Source organism: Streptomyces sp. NPDC047072, from assembly GCF_040643855.1.
GTDB lineage: Bacteria > Actinomycetota > Actinomycetes > Streptomycetales > Streptomycetaceae > Streptomyces.
On record NZ_JBEYVC010000051.1, the window covers coordinates 1 to 21,818 of the forward strand.

General features: G+C 71.2%; 15 protein-coding genes, 2 rRNA genes and 1 pseudogene. 10 read left to right on the forward strand and 8 right to left on the reverse strand.

The window, feature by feature from the left end; translation table 11 throughout:
• Together ABZ896_RS22280 and rrf are read left to right on the forward strand one after the other, a co-directional pair.
• Positions 1–97 (forward strand): 23S ribosomal RNA (locus ABZ896_RS22280); the annotation flags it as partial.
• 71 nt (positions 98–168) lie between these two features.
• Positions 169–285 (forward strand): 5S ribosomal RNA (rrf, locus tag ABZ896_RS22285).
• 97 nt (positions 286–382) lie between these two features.
• Here the strand turns inward: rrf and ABZ896_RS22290 are convergent.
• From ABZ896_RS22290 to ABZ896_RS22310, 5 genes are read right to left on the reverse strand one after another with little or no spacing between them, the layout of a single operon-like run.
• Positions 383–1,693, reverse strand: a complete 1,311-nt coding sequence (locus ABZ896_RS22290; RefSeq protein ID WP_360931661.1) for a DUF58 domain-containing protein — start codon at positions 1,691–1,693, stop codon at positions 383–385.
• The gene (locus tag ABZ896_RS22295) at positions 1,693–2,682 is read right to left on the reverse strand and encodes a MoxR family ATPase (RefSeq protein WP_360931664.1); all 990 of its coding nucleotides are present in this window, start codon (positions 2,680–2,682) and stop codon (positions 1,693–1,695) included. Before ABZ896_RS22295 ends, ABZ896_RS22290 begins: the two co-directional genes overlap by 1 nt.
• The gene (locus ABZ896_RS22300; RefSeq protein ID WP_360931667.1) at positions 2,682–3,884 is read right to left on the reverse strand and encodes a DUF4350 domain-containing protein; all 1,203 of its coding nucleotides are present in this window, start codon (positions 3,882–3,884) and stop codon (positions 2,682–2,684) included. The genes ABZ896_RS22295 and ABZ896_RS22300 overlap by 1 nt, the downstream gene beginning before the upstream one ends.
• A complete protein-coding gene (locus ABZ896_RS22305) occupies positions 3,881–4,609 on the reverse strand; it encodes a DUF4129 domain-containing protein (RefSeq protein WP_360931773.1) in 729 nt (242 codons plus the stop codon). Before ABZ896_RS22305 ends, ABZ896_RS22300 begins: the two co-directional genes overlap by 4 nt.
• A 31-nt stretch (positions 4,610–4,640) precedes the next feature.
• Positions 4,641–6,002 carry a hypothetical protein gene (locus ABZ896_RS22310; RefSeq protein ID WP_360931670.1) on the reverse strand — a complete coding sequence of 454 codons (1,362 nt, stop codon included), beginning with the start codon at positions 6,000–6,002 and terminating at the stop codon, positions 4,641–4,643.
• A 140-nt stretch (positions 6,003–6,142) separates the two neighbouring features.
• On the opposite strand from ABZ896_RS22310, the gene mtnA reads away from it, so the two are divergent.
• From mtnA to ABZ896_RS22345, 7 genes and pseudogenes are all read left to right on the forward strand, one after another.
• Positions 6,143–7,291, forward strand: a complete 1,149-nt coding sequence (gene mtnA / locus ABZ896_RS22315) for an S-methyl-5-thioribose-1-phosphate isomerase (RefSeq protein WP_360931673.1) — start codon at positions 6,143–6,145, stop codon at positions 7,289–7,291.
• Positions 7,292–7,415: 124 nt separating this feature from the next.
• On the forward strand, positions 7,416–8,105 hold the full coding sequence (gene mtrA, locus ABZ896_RS22320) for a two-component system response regulator MtrA (protein ID WP_189786864.1): 690 nt from the start codon (positions 7,416–7,418) through the stop codon (positions 8,103–8,105).
• 1 nt (position 8,106) lies between these two features.
• A complete protein-coding gene (mtrB, locus tag ABZ896_RS22325; protein ID WP_360931678.1) occupies positions 8,107–10,185 on the forward strand; it encodes an MtrAB system histidine kinase MtrB in 2,079 nt (692 codons plus the stop codon).
• Complete coding sequence (locus ABZ896_RS22330; RefSeq protein ID WP_360931681.1) at positions 10,175–12,013, forward strand: LpqB family beta-propeller domain-containing protein; 1,839 nt, start codon at positions 10,175–10,177, stop codon at positions 12,011–12,013. The genes mtrB and ABZ896_RS22330 overlap by 11 nt, the downstream gene beginning before the upstream one ends.
• A 253-nt stretch (positions 12,014–12,266) precedes the next feature.
• Positions 12,267–12,899 (forward strand): annotated as a pseudogene (locus ABZ896_RS22335) (ComF family protein); the annotation flags it as partial.
• 1,053 nt (positions 12,900–13,952) lie between these two features.
• Positions 13,953–14,645, forward strand: coding sequence for a ribosome-associated translation inhibitor RaiA (raiA, locus tag ABZ896_RS22340; protein ID WP_360931684.1), 693 nt, complete (start codon positions 13,953–13,955; stop codon positions 14,643–14,645).
• Between the two features lie 202 nt (positions 14,646–14,847).
• Entirely contained in the window at positions 14,848–15,594 is a 747-nt protein-coding gene (locus ABZ896_RS22345; RefSeq protein ID WP_360931687.1) for a response regulator transcription factor, read from the forward strand.
• A gap of 37 nt (positions 15,595–15,631) precedes the next feature.
• Here the strand turns inward: ABZ896_RS22345 and ABZ896_RS22350 are convergent, their stop codons facing one another.
• Positions 15,632–16,843: a crosslink repair DNA glycosylase YcaQ family protein gene (locus ABZ896_RS22350; RefSeq protein ID WP_360931690.1), complete on the reverse strand. Its 1,212-nt coding sequence runs from the start codon at positions 16,841–16,843 to the stop codon at positions 15,632–15,634.
• Between the two features lie 67 nt (positions 16,844–16,910).
• Positions 16,911–17,483 (reverse strand): GNAT family N-acetyltransferase, encoded by a 573-nt coding sequence (locus tag ABZ896_RS22355; protein ID WP_360931693.1) that lies wholly within the window; start codon positions 17,481–17,483, stop codon positions 16,911–16,913.
• Between the two features lie 270 nt (positions 17,484–17,753).
• Here ABZ896_RS22355 and secA point away from each other — a divergent pair, with 270 nt between their 5' ends.
• Complete coding sequence (gene secA, locus ABZ896_RS22360) at positions 17,754–20,591, forward strand: preprotein translocase subunit SecA (protein WP_360931696.1); 2,838 nt, start codon at positions 17,754–17,756, stop codon at positions 20,589–20,591.
• Between the two features lie 215 nt (positions 20,592–20,806).
• Here the strand turns inward: secA and ABZ896_RS22365 are convergent, their stop codons facing one another.
• A complete protein-coding gene (locus ABZ896_RS22365) occupies positions 20,807–21,574 on the reverse strand; it encodes an Rv3235 family protein (protein WP_360931699.1) in 768 nt (255 codons plus the stop codon).
• Between the last annotated feature and the right edge of the window lie 244 nt (positions 21,575–21,818).

Genomic DNA, 21,818 nt, shown 5'->3' on the forward strand with positions numbered 1-21,818 from the left:
GTAAGGCTCCCAGTAGACGACTGGGTTGATAGGCCGGATCTGGAAGCCCAGTAATGGGTGGAGGTGACCGGTACTAATAGGCCGAGGGCTTGTCCTCAGTTGCTCGCGTCCACTGTGTTAGTTCTGAGGCAACGACCGTGTTGTGTTTCCGGTCTAACTTCATAGTGTTTCGGTGGTCATAGCGTGAGGGAAACGCCCGGTTACATTCCGAACCCGGAAGCTAAGCCTTACAGCGCCGATGGTACTGCAGGGGGGACCCTGTGGGAGAGTAGGACACCGCCGAACAAATCTTGAGAAAGGCCCACACCTTAAGGTGTGGGCCTTTCTGCATTTCAGGGATGGATATGTGTAGAGGGGGTGCTGCGGCACCCCCTCTTTTCGTTTACAGGCGTCCCGCCGCCTTCAGGGCCAGATACGCGTCGGCGAGTGCAGGCGCCAGATCGTCAGGTGTCGCGTCGACGACTGTGACGCCATGGCGGCGGAGTTGATCCGCCGTGCGGTGACGGTCCGACTGGGCTTGAGCGGCAGCCGCGGCCTCGTAGATGGCATCGGTGTTTCCGCGGGCCCCGGCCATGTGGGCGATGTGCGGGTCGGCCACGGACGCCAGCAGGACCGTATGGCGCTGGGTGAGCTGGGGGAGGACGGGGAGCAGGCCCTCTTCGATCGGGGCGGCGTCGAGGCTGGTGAGGAGCACGATCAGCGAGCGGCGGGGAGCCGTACGCAGGGCTGTCGCCGTGAGGCCCCGCGCGTCCGTTTCGACGAGCTCGGGTTCGAGGGTGGCCATCGCGTTGACCAGGGAGGGGAGGACGTCCTTTGCCGTGCGGCCCTGGACCAGCGCGCGTAGGCGACGGTCGTAGGCGAGCAGGTCGACGCGGTCGCCGGCGCGGGCGGCCAGTGCCGCCAGGAGCAGGGCCGCGTCCATGGAGGCGTCGAGGCGCGGGGCGTCTCCGACGCGGCCTGCTGAGGTGCGGCCGGTGTCGAGGACCACGAGGATGTGGCGGTCGCGTTCGGGGCGCCAGGTGCGGACAGCCACCGCGCTCTGGCGGGCTGTGGCGCGCCAGTCGATGGAGCGGGTGTCGTCGCCGGGGACGTATTCGCGCAGGCTGTCGAACTCCGTGCCTTCGCCGCGGGTGAGGACGCTGGTGCGGCCGTCGAGTTCGCGCAGGCGGGCGAGCTTGGAGGGGAGGTGCTTGCGACTGGTGAACGGGGGCAGGACGCGTACCGTCCAGGGGGCCTTGTGGGTGCCTTGGCGGGAGAAGAGCCGGAGGGGGCCGTAGGAGCGAATCGTCACGCGGTCGGCCTGGCGGTCGCCTCGGCGGGTGGGGCGTAGGCGGGTGGTGATGCGGCGGCGTTCGCCGGCGGGGACGGTGAGCCGGTGGCGTGAGGCCTCCACCTCTGTGCCGGGCTGCCAGCTGCTGGGGGGCCAGGCGTCGCGTACCTGGGCGCGCAGGGGGCGGTTGGACGGGTTGGTGATCGTGAGGGTGACGTCTGCAGTCTCGCCGAGGCGGGCGGAGGTGTCGCCGGAGCGGGTCAGGCCGAGGCGTCGTACGGGGGCAGCCAGGGCGAAGTCACAGGCGCAGGCAACCGCCAAAGGGGCGTTGACCGCGAGGATGCCCGTCCAGCTGGGTTCCCAGATGCCGATGGGGAGGGAACCCAGCGCGGCCAGGAGGGCCGCGCGTCCGGTGAGGGCCATCAGCGGGGGACCGGGACGTGGGCGAGGATCGCGTTGATGACGGAGTCCGGAGTGACGCCTTCCATCTCGGCCTCCGGGCGGAGTTGTACGCGGTGGCGGAGGGTGGGGAGGGCGAGGGCCTTCACGTCGTCGGGGATGACGTAGTCGCGGCCGGTCAGCCAGGCCCAGGCGCGGGCGGTGGCCAGGAGGGCCGTGGCTCCGCGCGGGGAGACGCCGAGGGTGAGGGACGGGGACTCGCGGGTGGCGCGGCAGATGTCGACGACGTAGGCCGTGATCTCGGGGGAGACCGTGGTCTTGGCGACGGCGGCGCGTGCGGCTTCGAGGTCCGCGGGGCCTGCCACGGGGCGTACGCCGGCGGCCTTGAGGTCGCGCGGGTTGAAGCCCTCGGCGTGGCGGGTGAGGACGTCGATCTCGTCCTGGCGGGAGGGGAGCGGGATCGTCAGCTTGAGGAGGAAACGGTCCAGCTGGGCCTCGGGGAGGGGGTACGTGCCCTCGTACTCCACGGGGTTCTGGGTCGCGGCGACCAGGAACGGGTCCGGGAGCAGGCGGGGGGTGCCGTCGACCGTGACCTGGCGCTCCTCCATGGCCTCCAGGAGGGAGGACTGGGTCTTGGGCGGGGTGCGGTTGATCTCGTCGGCCAGGAGGAGGTTGGTGAAGACCGGGCCGGGCTGGAAGGAGAACTCCGCGCTGCGGGTGTCGTAGACCAGGGAGCCCGTGACGTCGCTGGGCATCAGGTCGGGAGTGAACTGGACGCGCTTGGTGTCGAGTTCCAACGCGGATGCGAGGGCGCGGACGAGCAACGTTTTGGCGACCCCAGGGACTCCTTCTAGGAGGACGTGTCCGCGGCAGAGAAGGGCGACGACGAGACCGGTCACGGCGGGGTCCTGGCCGACCACGGCTTTGGCGATCTCGGCGCGCAGGGCCTCCAAGGACGCTCGGGCGGTGCCCGCATCCCCGGTGTTCCCGGCGTTGTCAGTGGTCGGGTCCATCATGAACGGCGTACCTCTCTTTCGAGGGCGTCGAGTTGGTCGGCGAGGGATACGAGGGCCGCGTCGTCGCCGGGCGGCGGGCCGAAGAGGAGGGAGTGCAGGGTCTGTCCGTCTCCGTGGTCGTGGAGGTGGGCGGACAGGGCGGGGAGCAGTGCCTCGGGCGCGTGCGCCTGGGCGACGGGGACGCCTACGAGGGGGGCGAGGCGGGTGCGGGTGGTGGAGCGCAGGGCGTTGGCCGCGCGGTCGTGGGCGCCTGCCTTGCGGTAGAGGCGGGCGCGGCCTTCGACGGTCTCGGAGGCGCGGATCGCCACGGGGAGTTTCTCGGGCACGAGGGGGCCGAGCCGGCGTGCCCGCCACAGGGCGGCGAGTCCTGCCGCGAAGAAGAGCTGGAGTGTGCCCCAGAGCCAGCCCGAGGGGAGCAGGTCGAAGAGGTCGCGCTGCTCGTCGGGGTCGGCGGCGGTGGCGTCGGAGAGCGAGGGGAGGTACCAGACCAGATGGGGGCGGGAACCGAGGAGTTGCAGGGCGAGCGAGGCGTTGCCCTGCTTGTCGAGGGTGTCGTTGTAGAGGATGTCGGGCGCGCCGAGCACGACGGTGTCGCCGTCCCCGGACGCTGCCGGGACGCGGACGAGGGTGGGCAGCCGCTCGCTCGGGTAGCACTCGTCGGAGCCGGGGTGGGTGACGGTGTAGCGGATGCCGCCGGTGTCGGCGGAGCCCGCGCGTCGGGCGGCGGGCAGCGCGCAGTCGGGGGAGAGCGCGGAGTCGAGGCTGGTGGCCGGGTCGGCGACGACCCCCGGGGCGAGACGCTCGACGGACCAGCCGCCGGGGGCGACGAGGACGGTACGGCCGCCGGAGTCCGCGGTCGCCGAGTGCAGGGCGTCCTGTTGGCCGTGCGTCAGCAGGTCGGGTACGGCGACCAGGAGCGTGGTGTCCGGGCCGGCCGCGGCGCGGGCCTCGTCGAGGGTGGTCACCACGCGCGTGGAGACGCCTCGGTCGGCGAGGAGTTCGGCGACGGCGCGGCTGCCGTAGGGGTCGGCGGCGCGCGGGTCGAGGACGCCGTGGCGCTCGCCGGAGCGGACCGCGGCGATGGCCACGGCCGCGGCGAGGAGGAGGACGGCCGCGAGGACGATGCCGCGCGTGCGGGTCCACACCTGGCGGGCGGTGGGCGAGGCCGAGGTGGAGGGGAGCGTGGCCTCGGTGGTCATTCGGCGGCTCCCTGGCGGGTGGTGCGGGCCGCGTCGGGGGTGCTGCTCGCGCTGTTCACGTTGCTCGCCAGCACCGGCTTGGTGCGCTCCAGGTCGTCGTCGAGGTCGGCGATGCGGCGGTACGACACCTCCGACGCGGACCTGCCTCCGTATGTGACGTCGTCGAAGTCCCGGGCCGCGGTGCGCAGGCGGTCCGTGTGGGAGGGCAGGGCGCGGCCCGCTTCGGCGGCCGCCTCGTCCGCGGTGCGGCCGGGGCGGATGTCGAGCAGGGTGCGTTCCTCCAGGGAGCGGACGATGGCGCGCATGCGTTCCTGGACGGCCTGGTTCCAGTGGCCCTGGGCGGCCTGGGCCTCGGCGGCCGCGCGGTGTTCGGCGGCGCTGCGGGGGCGGTCGTCGAACAGGGCGGCGGACGAGGTGGGTTCGCGGCGCGGGGTGCCGAGGCGCCACCACAGGGCGCCGACGACCAGGAGGACGGCCAGGATGACGACGACCAGGCCGAGCGTCCCTCCCGGGGTTGCGCCGGAGGCGGCGTTGAAGAGCTTGCCGACCCAGTCCCAGAAGGCGTTGAGGGCGCGCTGGAACCAGCTGGGGTCGTTCTCGTGGTACATGCGTTTGGACAGTTCGCGCCGTGCCGCCTCCCGTGCGGGGTCGCGCGGGGTTGTCAGCGGCGGCTCGTCGCCGGAGGCCGCCGCCGACAGCACGGAGGTGCCGCCGGCGCCCAGCATGGTGAGAACTCCCCCCGGAATGGTCACCCCGTCAGCTCCCGGGGGTGGGGTCGGTGCCGTAGTCCTGGACGCCGGCCGCGCGGGCCAGGTCGAGGTCGAGGGCCTCGCGGCGGATGCGCTGGTCGATGTAGAGGAGGACGGTGACGCCTGCCGTGATCGGGAAGGTGATCATGGAGCCGATCACCGAGCCGATGCCGCTGACGATGAGGAAGGTCCAGCCGAGGTCGCCGCTGCCGTTGACGAAGCCGCTGATGCCCTCGCCGCCGACCGCGGCCGCGACGAAGGTGAAGGGGAGCACGACGATCGCGGAGACGATGTTGGCGATGATCGTGGCGAGCAGCTGGATGCCCAGGACCCGCCACCAGGAGCCGCGGACCAGTTTCGTGGAGCGGCTCAGCGACTTCACGATGCCCTGCTTCTCCAGCATCAGCGCGGGCGAGGCCAGCGAGAAGCGGATCATCAGCCACAGGGCGACGACACCGGCGCCGATGCCGCCCAGGACGGCCAGCGCGATACCGGGGCCGTTCGAGCCCGAGAGGGCGACGAGTACGCCGGGCAGGATGCCCACGACGAGCACACCGAAGGTGATGAGGAGCAGCAGGAGGATCAGGCCGAACAGCTTGAGCACCTGCGGGCGGGCGTCGCGCCAGGCCTCGCCGGTGGTGACCGACTTGCCGAGGACTGCGCGGCTGGTGACGGTCGTGAGCAGGGCGGTCGCGGCGACCGTGCCGATCAGCGAGATGAGGAAGACGACACTGGTGCCGATCATGGTCTCGCCCAGGGCGCGGGACACCTCGTCGGCGGTGGCGCTGGGGTCGCTCAGGGCCTCGCTGCCGGCGCTGTCGTTGAGGACGAAGCCCTGGAGCAGGATGACGAGGACCTGGGTGACGACCGCGACGGTCAGGGAGATCCCCAGGACCGTGCGCCAGTAGGTGCGCATGGTGGAGACCGCGCCGTCGAGGATCTCGCCCACGCCGAGCGGGCGCAGCGGGATCACACCGGGCTTGGCCGCGGGCGGGGGGCCACCCCAGCCGCCGTAGCCGTAGCCGGGGCGGCCGCCGGGAGCGCCGTAGCCGCCTCCCCAGCCGCCGTAGCCCCCGGGGCCACCGGGCGGCGGGCCGGCGGGGGGCTGGGAGCCCCAGCCCGGGCCGGGCGGCGGGGGCGGGGGCGCCTGGCCGGGGGCGCCGGGGCCCGCGGGCGCGGACCACTGGCCGGGTGGCGGCTGTTCCTGCGACCACTTCGAGCCGGAGTCCTGAGGGGTCTCACCCGGCTGCTGCGCGGGGTTCGCGGGGTCCGTGGGACGGTCGGAGGGCTCGGCAGGACCGGATGCGCCGGGCTCGTGCCCGTCGGACGGGGCGGATCCGGGCGATGCCCAGCCCGGAGTGTCTTTCATCGTCGCTCCTTCACGGTGCCCGTCCGCGGTCGCGGCGGCAGGTTGGCAGCCATCGTGCCATGGGGTGGTACGGGAAGGACCAGCTGCGGTAGGGGCTGCGCACCTTCAATAGTCCGCCGCACAAGGGGCAGACTGACCGCATGGCTGATCAGTACGCGCAATCCGGCGAGGACAGCAAGCCCACCGAGATACCGGCGATCCGCTGGGAGGAGCCACCCGAAGGTCCCGTCCTGGTGCTTCTGGACCAGACGAGGCTGCCGGCCGAGGAGGTCGAACTGGTTTGTACGGACGCGTCCGCGCTGGTCGACGCGATCCGTTCGCTCGCCGTGCGCGGGGCGCCGCTGCTCGGGATCGCCGGGGCGTACGGCGTCGCGCTCGCCGCCGCGCGCGGGTTCGACGTGGACGAGGCGGCGACCGTGCTGGCGGGGGCGCGGCCCACCGCGGTGAACCTCGCCGTGGGGGTGCGCAGAGCCCAGGACGCCTACCGGGCCGAGCTCGGCGGGAGCGGGGACCAGGGCCGGGCGGCCGAGGCGGCGCTCGCCGCGGCGCGCAGGCTGCATCAGGAGGACGCCGCGGCCAGTGCGGCGATGGCCGAGCGCGGGCTGGCGCTGCTGGACGAGCTGTTGCCCGGGGGCGGGCACCGGGTCCTGACGCACTGCAACACCGGTTCGCTGGTGTCGGGCGGTGAGGGGACGGCGTTCGCGGTGGCGCTGGCCGCCCATCGGGTGGGGCGGCTGCGGCGGCTGTGGGTGGACGAGACGCGTCCGCTGCTCCAGGGGGCCCGGCTGACGGCGTACGAGGCGGCGCGCAGCGGGATGGCGTACACCTTGCTGACCGACAACGCGGCGGGTTCGCTGTTCGCGGCCGGGGAGGTGGACGCGGTGCTGATCGGGGCGGACCGGATCGCGGCGGACGGGTCGGTGGCGAACAAGGTGGGGAGCTATCCGCTCGCGGTGCTGGCGCGGTACCACCATGTGCCGTTCATCGTGGTGGCGCCGGTGACGACGGTCGATCCGGACACTCCGGACGGCGCGTCGATCGAGGTGGAGCAGCGGGCCGGGCACGAGGTGACCGAGATCGCGGCTCCCCAGGCGCCGGTCGCGGGAGCCGAGGCGGGTGGCGGGATTCCGGTGGCGCCGCTGGGGACGCAGGCGTACAACCCGGCGTTCGATGTGACGCCCCCCGAACTGGTGACGGCGATCGTCACCGAGGAGGGAGTCGTGTCTCCTGTGACGGCTGAGGCGCTTGCCGAACTGTGTGCCAGAGCCGGTCAGGCGGCGACCGGCTGATCCGGAAGCCGGGGCCACGCGTCCCGCCGAGTCACGAACCGCAGACAGTGACGCCCCCATACGACTATCGTCACAGGTCAGTGACCTCCCTCACCAGCGCCCCGGTCACTGTTACGAGAATGGGATGATGGCCTTTATGAAGGGACGAGTCCTTGTCGTCGACGACGACACCGCACTGGCCGAGATGCTCGGCATCGTGCTGCGTGGTGAAGGTTTTGAGCCGTCTTTCGTAGCCGACGGCGACAAGGCGCTGGCCGCGTTCCGGGAGGCCAAGCCCGATCTGGTGCTGCTGGACCTGATGCTGCCCGGGCGGGACGGCATCGAGGTGTGCCGTCTGATCAGGGCGGAGTCCGGTGTGCCGATCGTGATGCTGACGGCCAAGAGCGACACGGTCGATGTGGTGGTCGGGCTGGAGTCCGGCGCCGACGACTACATCGTGAAGCCGTTCAAGCCGAAGGAGCTGGTCGCGCGGATCCGGGCTCGGCTGCGGAGGTCCGAGGAGCCCGCGCCCGAGCAGCTCGCCATTGGTGACCTGGTCATCGACGTGGCCGGGCACTCCGTGAAGCGGGACGGGCAGTCGATCGCGTTGACGCCGCTGGAGTTCGACCTGCTGGTCGCGCTCGCGCGCAAGCCGTGGCAGGTGTTCACGCGTGAGGTGCTCCTCGAGCAGGTGTGGGGCTACCGGCACGCCGCCGACACCCGGCTCGTCAACGTGCACGTGCAGCGGCTTCGCTCCAAGGTCGAGAAGGACCCCGAGCGGCCCGAGATCGTGGTGACCGTCCGTGGTGTCGGATACAAGGCAGGACCCAGCTGACATGTCCGGAGACAGTGCCGCTTCGTCGCCCGGGCGGACCGGGGACGGTGCGGGGCGGCCTGTCGGGCGGAAGCCGGGCGGCTCCCGATGGGGCCGTCTCCTCGAGGGCGGGCTGCTGCAGGGCGGAGTCCAGGGCAGCCCGGTCCTGAGGCTCTTCATGCGCTGGGTGCGGCGGCCGCTGCTGCCCGTGATGCGGCTGTGGCGGCGCAACATCCAGCTCAAGGTGGTCGTCACCACCCTGCTGATGTCGCTCGGTGTGGTGCTCCTGCTGGGCTTCGTCGTCATCGGGCAGGTGCGCAACGGCCTGCTGGACGCCAAGGTCAAGGCCTCGCAGAGCCAGGCCACGGGCGGGTTCGCGGTGGCCAAGCAGAAGTCCGACGAGGCCTCGGCCGGGACGGACGACGCGACCACGGCGGACGGACAGTCCGACCAGAACGTCATCGAGTGGATGAGCAACCTCGTCTACACGCTCTCCAGCGGCGGTCAGGGCGCCTTCGATGTCGTCACCCTGCCGGTGGGCGGCGACAGTGGCAGCGGGCGCGGTCCGCGGGCCTCCGGCGACGTCGACCCGACGGCCAGCGTGCCCGAGGACCTGCGCGAGAAGATCGACTCCAGTACGGCGGCCGCGCAGAGCTACACGCGCATCGTCTACGACGCCGACAGGGAGACCCAGCCGGCCCTGGTCATCGGCAAGCAGGTCAACGACCCCAACGGCGACCCGTACCAGCTGTACTACCTCTTCCCGCTCACCCAGGAGGAGAAGTCGCTCAGCCTGGTCAAGGGGACACTGGCGACTGCCGGGCTCTTCGTGGTCGTACTCCTCGGGGCCATCGCCTGGCTCGTGGTGCGCCAGGTCGTCACGCCGGTGCGGATGGCGGCCGGGATCGCCGAGCGGCTGTCCGCCGGGCGGCTTCAGGAGCGGATGAAGGTCACCGGTGAGGACGACATCGCGCGGCTCGGCGAGGCCTTCAACAAGATGGCGCAGAACCTCCAGTTGAAGATCCAGCAACTGGAGGACCTGTCGCGGATGCAGCGGCGGTTCGTCTCCGACGTGTCGCACGAGCTGCGGACGCCCCTGACGACCGTACGGATGGCCGCCGACGTCATCCATGACGCGCGCGAGGACTTCGACCCGATGACCGCGCGGTCGGCCGAGCTGCTCGCCGACCAGCTGGACCGGTTCGAGACGCTGCTCGCGGACCTGCTGGAGATCAGCCGCTTCGACGCGGGCGCGGCGGCGCTGGAGGCGGAGCCGATAGACCTCAGGGAGGTCGTACGGCGCGTGGTCGGCGGGGCCGCACCATTGGCCGAGCGCAAGGGGACGACGGTGCGGATCGTCGGCGACCAGCAGCCCGTCGTCGCCGAGGCGGACGCCCGGCGGGTGGAGCGGGTGCTGCGCAACCTCGTGGTCAACGCCGTGGAGCACGGCGAGGGCAAGGACGTCGTCGTCAAGCTCGCCTCGGCGGGCGGGGCCGTCGCGATCGCGGTGCGCGACTACGGCGTGGGGCTCAAGCCGGGTGAGGCCACGCGCGTGTTCAGCCGTTTCTGGCGGGCCGACCCGGCACGCGCGCGTACCACCGGCGGTACCGGTCTCGGGCTGTCCATCGCCCTGGAGGACGCACGGCTGCACGGCGGCTGGCTGCAGGCGTGGGGTGAGCCGGGCGGCGGCTCGCAGTTCCGGCTGACGCTGCCCAGGACGGCCGACGAGCCGCTCAGGGGCTCGCCGATACCGCTGGAGCCCAAGGACTCGCGCCGCAATCGCGGGCTCGACGAAGCCGGTCTGCCGCGCGGGGGCGTCGACAAGAGCGCGACCGTGCCGGTCCAGTCGGTGGGCGACCAGGTGACCTCGCGGGATCCGATCCGGTCCGCCGCGGTCGCGCCCACGGCCGATCCGACGGCGTTGCCGGGCAACGGCGCGCGCGTGGTGCCCCGGCCCGCCTCGGGCGCGCGAGGGCAGAGCGGGGCGGCGGACGGCGACGGGCGGCCCCATGGTTCACACGGCGAGGGGCAGCCCAATGGTGGGGACGTGAGCCGGTCGCAGGACTCGTACGAGCAGGGGGAGGCATTCCGTGGGCGCTGACCGCGAGGGGGGCGTCCGGCGCACGCCGGGGCGCGCGGCGGCGTACGTCGCCTGTGGCGTCGTACTGCTGACGGGGTGTGCCTCCATGCCGGACAGCGGCGATCTGCGCGGGGTGGACTCCACGGCCCGTCAGGACACGCAGGTGCGGGTCTTCGCGATGCCGCCGCAGGAGGACGCCGAGCCGACGGACATCGTGCAGGGCTTCCTGGAGGCGCTGACCAGCGACGATCCGCAGTATGAGACCGCGAAGAAGTACCTGACCCCCCGCGCGGCACGGCAGTGGCAGCCGGACCGGGCCACTACGGTGCTCGACGACGGTCCCCGCGCCGACTACACACGGCCCGTCGACCGGGGAGAGACCGACGACGCGTCGTTCACGCTGACCGGCACCAAGGTGGCCGTGGTGGACACGCAGCAGTCGTACACGCCTGCCTCCGGCGAGTACCACGAGCCGGTGCACCTGGTGCAGGACCCGAAGACGAAGCAGTGGCGGATCGACAGCCTTCCGCAGGGTGTCGTCATGGGGAAGTCGGACTTCCAGCGCAACTACGTGTCCGTCGACAAGTACTACTTCGCCTCGGACACGAAGGCCGTGACCGCCCCGCAGATGGTGGCGGTGGCCGATCCGGTGTACGTCCGTGAGCGCGTGGATCCCATGACGACTCTGGTGCGGTCGCTGCTGAGCGGGCCGACGAGCTGGCTCGACCCGGTCGTCAGGACGAGCTTTCCCACGGGTACGGCGCTGCAGAAGGGTGCCGCCTCGCTGGCCCCCGACGACCGCAACACACTGGTGGTGCCGCTCAACGACAAGGCCGCCGGAGTCAGTTCGGGGCCGTGCGAACAGATGGCCGCCCAGCTGCTGTTCACCCTGTCGGACCTCGCTCCCGCCGTGGACGACGTCGAACTGCGGGCGGGAGACAAGCAGTTGTGCACCGTCGGCGAGGAGCAGGCCGAACGCGCCGCCACGCGCGGATCGGTGGAGGAGCCGGGGTTCCTGTACTTCGTGGACGGCCGGCACCGGTTGGTGCGGATTCCGGCCACGTCGGCCGGCAGTGGTGCCCAGGCCGAGCCGGTGCCGGGAGCGTTGGGCGAGGGGGACAAGGACCTGCGGTCGGTGGCCGTCTCGCGCGACGAGCACATGGCGGCCGGCGTCGGGCTCGACGGCAAGGCGCTGTACGTCGGTTCGCTGGTGGCGGGTGGTTCGCTCGGCGAGCCCGTGCTGACCAGTGCGGGCAAGGCCGCCGAGGACCGGCTGACCACGCCCAGTTGGGACGTGGAGGGCGACCTGTGGGTGGCCGACCGCAACCCCGCCGATCCGCGGTTGCTGCTGCTGGAGGAGGGCGCGGGGGAGCCGCTGACGGTGCGGATCCCCGGGCTGGACGGACGGATCAAGGATCTGCGGGTCGCCGCCGACGGGGTGCGGATCGCGCTCGTCGTGGAGAAGGACGGCCGGCAGTCCCTGCTCGTCGGGCGGATCGAGCGGGAGGGCAAGGCCGGGGAGAAGCAGACCGTCTCGGTACGGGAGCTGCGCTCAACGACGCCCGACCTGGAGGAGGTCACGACCATGTCGTGGGCCGGCGACAGCAGGCTCGTGGTGGTCGGGCGCGAGCAGGGCGGTGTGCAGCAGACGCGGTACGTCCAGGTCGACGGCTCCACGCCGGAGGGGCCGCCGCCGGCCGCGCTGACGGGCGTGAAGGAGATCGCGGCGTCCGAGGACGACCAGATGCCGTTGGTGGCGTACTCGGAGGACGGGATCGTACGGCTGCCGTCGGGGGCGCAGTGGCAGAAGGTGGACGCGGACGGGACGGCGCCGGTTTATCCGGGGTGAGTTCCGGGTTCGTCGGGTGAGGCGGCCGCTTTTGCCGGGTGGGGATCCGGTGGGGGCGGCCGCTTTTGTGTGGGGAAACCGAGGAAACCGGGGAAACCGGGGAAAGCCGCGAGGGAGGTCGCGGGGGAGAACCGTGGGGGAAGTCGCGGGGGAAAGCCGGGGGCAAACGGCTGTTCGTATCGGCGCGGGGTTTTCCACAGGGGGTTATCCACAGGGGTGGTCGGGCCGGGGCGGTGTTGGCACAGTGGTGGGCATGCGGGGGTGGTGGCAGGACCTCACGGAACTGGTGCTGCCGGCCGAGTGCGGAGGCTGTGGGAGGCCTCGTACGGTGCTCTGTCCGGAGTGCCGTGCGGCCCTGAGCGGGGCCGTACCGCGCCGGGTGCGACCGGTGCCGGAGCCGGCGGGGCTGCCGGCCGTGCACGCGGCGGCCGCGTACGCGGATGCGGTACGGGCGGTGCTGCTGGCCCACAAGGAGCGGGGGGCGCTGACGCTCGCGGGGCCGCTCGGCGCGGCTCTGGCGGGGGCCGTGCGGGCGGGCGTGGGGGTGTCCGGGGCGGCGCCGGTGCTCTTGGTTCCCGTTCCGTCGGCTCGGTGGGCCGTGCGGGCGCGGGGGCATGATCCGGCGCGGCGGATCGCGCTCGCGGCGGCGGGGGAACTGCGGCGGGCGGGGGTGCCGGCGCGGGTGCTGGCGGTGCTGCGGCAGCGACGGGCCGTGGCCGACCAGGCGGGGCTCAACTCCCGGGAACGACTGGAGAATCTCGCGGGCGCGCTGACCGTCGTGCCGGGCGGGGGACGGTTGCTGGCGGCGGGGCGGGTCGTGCTGGTCGACGACGTGATGACGACGGGCGCGTCCCTGGCAGAGGCGGCGCGGGCTGTTCGGGAGGCGTGGGGGCGGGAGGGGGCTTGGTATGGCGATCGTCGGGAGGGCGGTGCGGGGGCGGAGGTCGGCTACGGCGAGGGCTGGGCCCTGGGTGGGCGCGGTGCTGGTCGGGAGGGGGTTGCGTACGACGGCGGTCAGGAGGGGGTCGGGTATGGCGGGGGTTCGGAGGGGGCTCTGTACGGCGGGGGTCGGGGGCGGGGCGCGGGGGCGGAGGCCGGGTACGGCAGCGAGTGGGCTGGGGCCGGGTCCGGCGGTGGTTGGGGGGTGGCCGGAGACGTGGGGCGTTTCGAAGGGTCGGTGGGCAGGGAGGGGCTGGGGGCCGTCGGGTACCGGGGTGGTCGGGTGGGCGTTGCGCAAGGGGGCGTGCGTGAAGGCGGGGTGCGTGGGGAGGGGCGGGAAACCGGCGGGTGGGTGAGTGATCGGGAGGGCGGTGTCGTATTCGGTGGCGGTCGGGATGGGGGTGTGGCCGGGCGGGGGAGGGGACTTGGAGGGGACGGCGGTGGGCGGGGCGGTGCCGAACGCCTGGGGCAACGGGAGGCGGACGTGAGGGAGCCCGGAGGGAGATTCGTCGTGTACGGCGCGGTGGGTCGGGAAGGGATGGGGGAACGGATGACCGCAGCGACGGAGGAGGACACGGGCCGGGAGCCCGGAGGCCCCGCCGTGGCGGGCGCCCATGACATCTGTGACTGGATCTGCGCGGCTGTGGTCGCGGCCTCGCCGGATTCCTTCGAAATAAACCGGAACTGACTGCGAACTTGCATCGTTGCAGGTTACGAGAGGGTCTATTCACCTGAACGGAGGTACGCCGCGGTAGAGGGTGACGACATCCGTCCAGGCGAGATATGTTCGGTTGTGAGAGAAAGGCGCAGGCCACACCTCTCCCATCCGAATGCCGTCCCGTGGGAATTTTCATCATCACCCGTGCCGGGGGAATGGGGATCTTGCCCGCGGGGGAGGAGGTGGACGTCACCGAGTCCGAGGTTCCGGGACTCACCGGAGCCTGGTGCAAAAGGGAGATGCTCCGCATCGAGGCGGAGCGATCCGGGAACGGAGTTCTGCGTGGACATCGTCGTCAAGGGCCGCAAGACCGAGGTGCCCGAGCGGTTCCGCAAGCACGTGGCCGAGAAGCTGAAGCTGGAGAAGATCCAGAAGCTCGACGGCAAGGTGATCAGCCTCGACGTCGAGGTGTCCAAGGAGCCCAACCCCCGACAGGCCGACCGTTGCGACCGAGTGGAGATCACGCTCCGCTCCCGCGGTCCGGTGATCCGGGCGGAGGCGTCGGCCAACGACCCGTACGCGGCACTCGACCTGGCGGCGGAGAAGCTGGACGCCCGGCTGCGCAAGGAGCACGACAAGCGCCACACACGCAGGGGCGCACGACGGCTCACGGCCGCCGAGGTCGCCGACCACGTCCCGGGCGCGGCGACGCTCAACGGCAACGGACAGGCCGTTCACGAGGAAGAGTCGGACGGCGTGCCCACCAAGAGGATCGGCTCGCTGGAGATCCAGGGTGAAGGCCCCCTCATCGTCCGTGAGAAGACCCACGTCGCCTCCCCGATGACCCTCGACCAGGCTCTCTACGAGATGGAGCTGGTCGGGCACGACTTCTATCTGTTCGTCGACTCCGAGACCAAGGAACCGAGTGTCGTCTACCGGCGACACGCCTACGACTACGGCGTCATCCACCTGAGCACGGACCCGATGGTCGCCCGGGCGCACTCTCCCGCGACGGGTGACACGACGGGGAGCTGACCTTCCCGGACGACAGCCGATCAGGTGCCCCTGGAGCGCATGTGCGCCCCCAGGGGCACCAGTGTGCGACCACTTCGCGCCCCGCTCTGTCACCTCACTGTCGTCCGGGCATGAAATCATGGCCGCACCGGCCCAACCGGTGGGCCGTTGCCTTGGGTTGGCGATGGCACAGGACCAGCCACAGCCTTCAGGGGGAGGAACGATGGCGGACAGCTTCGGACCGCTGCACGGCGAGGACGCCGGCGACGGCGTCGTCGACATGGGCGCGGACACGGGCTCACCACGCAAGGAACCCATCCGGGTCCTGGTCGTGGACGACCACGCACTCTTCCGGCGCGGACTGGAGATCGTGCTCGCGGCCGAGGAGGACATCCAGGTCGTGGGCGAGGCGGGCGACGGTGCGGAAGCCGTCGACAAGGCCGCCGACCTGCTTCCGGACATCGTGCTGATGGATGTGCGGATGCCGAAGCGGGGCGGGATCGAGGCCTGCACCTCCATCAAGGAGGTGGCCCCCAGTGCGAAGATCATCATGTTGACGATCAGCGACGAGGAAGCCGATCTCTACGACGCGATCAAGGCCGGCGCGACCGGATATCTCCTCAAGGAGATCTCCACCGACGAGGTGGCGACCGCCATTCGCGCGGTGGCCGACGGGCAGTCGCAGATCAGCCCTTCCATGGCGTCGAAACTGCTCACCGAGTTCAAGTCGATGATCCAGCGCACCGACGAACGCCGACTGGTGCCGGCGCCGCGGCTCACCGACCGGGAACTCGAAGTCCTCAAGCTCGTCGCCACGGGAATGAACAACCGCGATATCGCGAAGGAGTTGTTCATCTCCGAGAACACCGTGAAGAACCACGTCCGCAACATCCTGGAGAAGCTTCAGCTGCACTCCAGGATGGAGGCCGTCGTCTACGCGATGCGGGAGAAGATCCTCGAGATCCGGTGAGATCTGCTGAGATCTCCTCAGGTCTATTTCCGACCGGTCAGCGCAGCGCCGCGATGAGCGCCCGGGTCACCTCCTTGGTGAGCGGCTCGTGCAGCTCCGGGGCGTCCACGCGCTCCACGCGGACGCTCGTGCAGTTCACCCAGCTCGCCGCCTCGACCAGGGCCTGGGCCACCGCCGGGGCCGCCTTCGGGCCGTCCAGCGTGATCTGCCGGGCCACCAGGGTCTCTCCCTCACGGGCCGGGTCCACCCGGCCGACCAGCCGGCCACCGGCGAGCACTGGCATCGCGAAGTAGCCGTGGATCCGCTTGGGCTTGGGGACGTAGGCCTCCAGGCGGTGGGTGAAGCCGAAGATCCGCTCCGTGCGCGCCCGTTCCCAGATCAGGGAGTCGAACGGGGACAGCAGGGTGGTGCGGTGGCGGCCGCGCACAGGCGCCTCCAGAGCGGCCGGGTCGGCCCAGGCCGGCTTGCCCCAGCCCTCGACGGTGACCGGCACCAGACCTGAATCGGCGATCACCGCGTCGACCTGCTCGCCCTTGAGGCGGTGGTAGTCGGCGATGTCCGCGCGCGTGCCCACGCCCAGGGCCTGTCCGGCGAGGCCGACCAGGCGGCGCAGGCACTCGGTGTCGTCCAGCTCGTCGTGGAGCAGGTCGGCCGGGACGGCGCGCTCGGCGAGGTCGTACACCCGCTTCCAGCCGCGGCGCTCGACGCACACCACCTCGCCGTACATCAGGGCGCGCTCGACGGCGACCTTGGCGCCCGACCAGTCCCACCACTCGCTGGTCTTCTTCGCGCCGCCCAACTCGGTGGCGGTGAGGGGGCCTTCCGCGCGCAGCTGCTTGACGACCTGGTCGTAGGCGCCGTCGGGGAGTTCGTGGTTCCAGTGCGGGCGGGCGCGGTAGGCGCGGCGGCGGAAGGCGAAGTGGGGCCACTTCTCGATGGGGAGGATGCAGGCCGCGTGGGACCAGTACTCGAAGGCGTGCGGCCGGGAGGCGGATCCGGCGGTGGACTCGGTGTTCCAGTAGGCGCGCTCCACCTTCTTGCGGTCCACTCTGCCGAGGCGGGCGTAGGGGATCAGCTCGTGGGAGCGGGCGAGGACCGAGATGGTGTCGAGCTGGACCGCGCCGAGATGACGCAGGACGCCGCGGACCCCGGCCTTGCGGTCGGGGGTGCCGAGGAAGCCCTGGGCGCGCAGGGCGATGCGCCGGGCCTCGTCGGCCGAGAGGTCGGTGGTGGGACGCGGGGTCGTCATGGGTCCGAACGATAGAGGCCGGCACTGACAACGGGGCCTGAGCTGCGGATCTTTCGCAAGCGGGGAGTCAGCGGGGCGCGGGGAGGTACGGCGTCGTCGACGGCAGTCCCAGGTCGGAGGGCAGCAGCGCTCCCGACCAGCAGTCCCGGCGGACGCCCTGGTGGACGATCGCGGAGCGCTGGACGCCCTCCAGGACGAAGCCGACGCGTTCGACCACCGTGAGCGAGGGGGCGTTGCCGACCTCCGCGCGCCATTCCACCCGGTCGACCGACAACTCGGTGAAGGCCCAGCGGGAGACGGTGCGGACGGCCTCGACGATGTAGCCGTTGCCGCGGTGTTCCTTGACGCCCCAGTAGCCGACCTCGACCGTGCCCACGGAGCGCATGGTCAGGCTCACCATGCCCACCAGGGGCTCCCCCGCGGGAAGGAACAGCCCCCAGGTGAGCATCGTGCCCTCGGACCAGCCCTGGGGGACGAGCCGGCCGAGGAAGCTCTCGGCGTGCTCGCGCAGATACGGCGAGGGGATCGAGGTCCAGCGCTGGATGTCGGGGTCCTGGGCGGCGGCGAGCACGGCGTCGGCGTCCTCGGGGCCTGGCGCGCGCAGGAGAAGACGGTCCGTGGTGAGCGTGACGGGGTCCATCGGCCGATTCTGCTCGGGAGGCCGACGAGGACGCCATCTTTTTGCCGTGCGTGAGCGGGTGATCACAATTCGCGCAATTCGTGGACGGGGCGCGGCACCAACCGCGTTCTCCGTCCGTTGTCCCCTTTGAAGCAGATTTGAAAGAGCTGACAGTCGGCGTACCCGGCAGGCCTCCCGGCGTGACCGGGTCCTCGCATACGATGGCCGTTGCTCAGCAAGCCAAATGGAAACCGACCGTCCCAGGCCCGACCGGCAAGGAGACCAACCCCCGTGTCCGTCCTCTCGAAGATCATGCGTGCAGGCGAAGGCAAGATCCTGCGCAAGCTGCACCGCATCGCGGGCCAGGTCAACTCCATCGAAGAGGACTTCATCGACCTCTCCGACGCCGAGCTGCGTGCCCTGACCGAGGAGTACAAGCAGCGGTACGCCGACGGCGAGAGCCTGGACGACCTGCTCCCCGAGGCGTTCGCCACCGTGCGCGAGGCCGCCAAGCGCGCCCTCGGCCAGCGTCATTACGACGTGCAGATCATGGGCGGCGCCGCTCTCCACCTCGGTTACGTGGCGGAGATGAAGACCGGTGAGGGCAAGACGCTCGTCGGCACCCTGCCCGCGTATCTGAACGCGCTGTCCGGCAAGGGCGTCCACCTGATCACGGTCAACGACTACCTGGCCGAGCGCGACTCCGAGATGATGGGCCGGGTCCACAAGTTCCTGGGCCTGAGCGTCGGCTGCATCCTCGCCAACATGACGCCGGCCCAGCGCCGCGAGCAGTACGCGTGCGACATCACCTACGGCACGAACAACGAGTTCGGCTTCGACTACCTGCGCGACAACATGGCGTGGTCCCAGGACGAGCTCGTCCAGCGCGGCCACAACTTCGCCATCGTCGACGAGGTCGACTCCATCCTCGTCGACGAGGCCCGTACGCCGCTGATCATCTCCGGCCCGGCCGACCAGGCCACCAAGTGGTACGGCGACTTCGCCAAGTTGGTCCTGCGCCTGAAGAAGGGCGAGGCGGGCAACCCCCTCAAGGGCATCGAGGAGACCGGCGACTACGAGGTCGACGAGAAGAAGCGCACGGTCGCCATCCACGAGTCCGGTGTCTCCAAGGTCGAGGACTGGCTGGGCATCGACAACCTCTACGAGTCGGTGAACACCCCTCTGGTGGGCTACCTGAACAACGCCATCAAGGCGAAGGAGCTCTTCAAGAAGGACAAGGACTACGTCGTCATGGACGGCGAAGTCATGATCGTCGACGAGCACACCGGCCGTATCCTCGCCGGCCGCCGCTACAACGAGGGCATGCACCAGGCGATCGAGGCGAAGGAAGGGGTGGACATCAAGGACGAGAACCAGACCCTCGCCACGATCACCCTGCAGAACTTCTTCCGCCTCTACAAGCGCCACGACCACGACGGCAAGGAACAGCCCGGTCTGTGCGGCATGACCGGTACGGCGATGACCGAGGCCGCCGAGTTCCACCAGATCTACAAGCTCGGCGTCGTCCCGATCCCGACCAACAAGCCGATGATCCGCAAGGACCAGTCGGACCTGATCTACCGCACCGAGGTAGCGAAGTTCGAGGCGGTCGTCGACGACATCGTCGAGAAGCACGAGAAGGGTCAGCCGATCCTCGTCGGCACGACCTCGGTCGAGAAGTCCGAGTACCTCTCGCAGCAGCTGTCCAAGCGCGGCGTCCAGCACGAGGTGCTCAACGCCAAGCAGCACGACCGTGAGGCGACGATCGTCGCCCAGGCCGGCCGCAAGGGCGCCGTGACCGTGGCCACCAACATGGCCGGCCGTGGTACGGACATCAAGCTCGGCGGCAACCCCGAGGACCTCGCCGAGGCCGAGCTGCGCCAGCGCGGGCTCGACCCCGAGGAGCACATCGAGGAGTGGGCGCAGGCCCTCCCCGCCGCCCTGGAGCGGGCCCAGCAGGCCGTCAAGGACGAGAAGGACGAGGTCGAGGAGCTCGGCGGGCTCTACGTCCTGGGCACCGAGCGGCACGAGTCGCGCCGTATCGACAACCAGCTGCGCGGTCGTTCCGGCCGTCAGGGCGACCCCGGCGAGTCCCGCTTCTACCTCTCCCTCGGTGACGACCTGATGCGTCTGTTCAAGGCCCAGATGGTCGAGCGCGTGATGTCGATGGCGAACGTCCCGGACGACGTGCCGATCGAGAACAAGATGGTCACGCGCGCGATCGCCTCCGCTCAGTCGCAGGTCGAGCAGCAGAACTTCGAGACCCGTAAGAACGTCCTGAAGTACGACGAGGTCCTCAACCGCCAGCGCGAGGTCATCTACGGCGAGCGGCGCCGCGTTCTGGAGGGCGAGGACCTGCAGGAGCAGGTCGTGCACTTCATGGACGACACGATCGACGAGTACGTCGCGGCGGAGACCGCCGAGGGCTTCGCCGAGGACTGGGACCTCGACCGGCTGTGGGGCGCCTTCAAGCAGCTCTACCCCGTGAAGATCACGGTCGAGGAGCTGGAGGAGGCGGCCGGTGACCGCGCGGGTCTGACCGCCGACTTCATCTCCGAGTCCATCAAGGACGACATCCACGAGCAGTACGAGGCGCGGGAGGCCCAGCTGGGCTCCGAGATCATGCGTGAGCTGGAGCGCCGGGTCGTGCTGTCGGTCCTGGACCGCAAGTGGCGCGAGCACCTCTACGAGATGGACTACCTCCAGGAGGGCATCGGCCTGCGCGCGATGGCGCAGAAGGACCCGCTGGTCGAGTACCAGCGCGAGGGCTTCGACATGTTCACCGCGATGATGGAGGGCATCAAGGAGGAGTCCGTCGGCTACCTGTTCAACCTGGAGGTCCAGGTCGAGCAGCAGGTCGAGGAGGTCCCGGTCGAGGACGCCGCGCCGTCGCTCGACAAGAAGGACGCGGTGCCGGCGCAGGCGGGCGCGCGTCCCGAGATCCGCGCCAAGGGGCTGGATGCTCCGCAGCGCCGGGACCTGCACTTCTCCGCGCCCACCGTGGACGGGGAGGGCGGTGTCGTCGAGGGCGAGTTCGCCGACGACGACGAGCCCGTGCGCTCCGAGGCGGACGGCCTCACGCGCGCGGAGCGCCGCAAGCAGTCCCGTGGGCGGCGTCGCAAGAAGTAGTCCGTACGGGCCGCTGGGCGCCGTGGCGGAGGGATGTCACGGTGCCTGGGGCGGAGTGGCGGAGTGACGTGACGGTGTCCTGAGGGGCTGTGGCGGACTGGCGCGACGGTGCTCCGAGGCGTCGTAGCGGAATGGTGTGACGGTGCCTGAGGTGCCGTGGCGGTGTGAAGGGCCGGGTTACCCGAAAGGGGTCCGGCCCTTCGGCGTGCGGGGTGTCAGTCCGCGTGGTGGGGAGCGCGGGGGCCGCCCAGCTCCACCGCCGTGCAGCGCCAGCGGAGGTCCTGGCCCTGTTCCAGGCGGAAGGCCATGGCGCGCAGCTGGTCGCCGGCGCCGATGCGGGCGAAGGCCTCCACGGCGCCCGGACGGGGGACGTAGTAGCCGATGTCCCGGACGACGGGGCGGGTGCCGCGGGTGCGCAGGGGGCTGCGTTCGGCGAGCCACGCCAGCTCGTCGTAGGCGCGGCCGACGGTGTGCCGGAGCATCGAGTGCACGGGGCGCTGACCGCTCAGGACGGCGAGGAGGAGGTCGGCGAAGAGATCGGTGGGACGGGGTTGGGGAGCCACCGGCCTGCGGGGGGTCTGGGTGGGGACGGTCGGGGTGGCGAGGGCGGTGGCCGCTCGGGTGTCGGCGGGCGCGGAGGCGGTGGGCCGAGTGGGGGCGGGCGTCGTGCTGCTTGTGGTCGTCGTACCGCCTGCTGTCCTGCCAGGGGCGGTCGTGTCGGCTGTGGTCCCGGCACGGGCCGGCGTGCTGGAGGCGGGCCTGGTCGAGGTGGCTGTGGTGGGCGCGGTCTCGGGGCGGTTGTCCGTGGGGCCCGTGCGGGGGCGGGGGCCGGGGGAGCCCGGTGGGCGGGCGTCGCCCGGGGAGGTACGGGTCGGGGTGCCGCCGGGGGTGCGGGGCGGGAGGTCGCCGGGGCGGCGGGAGTCGCGGCGGGTCGGCGGGCGGCCGGCGGTGGAGGGCTGCGTCCTGGTCATGACCTTGTTCATGGGGTCCCCGTTCGGTGGGCCCGGTTGATACCGAGCAGTAACTTCCTGGTTGGGGATCTTGTACGGGGCTGTGGACCTCGACAGCAAGGAAGCGGAGGCCCGGGTCGAAGGGCCGTGGAGTTCACCTATCAGAGTGAGTACGGGGGTGCCGCGGCCCGGGATTCCCGGCCGGTACCGGGTGAATTCCGGGCCTGGAGTGGACGCCTGACGAGGGGTGGGCGGGGACTCGAAAGGGGACGCCCGC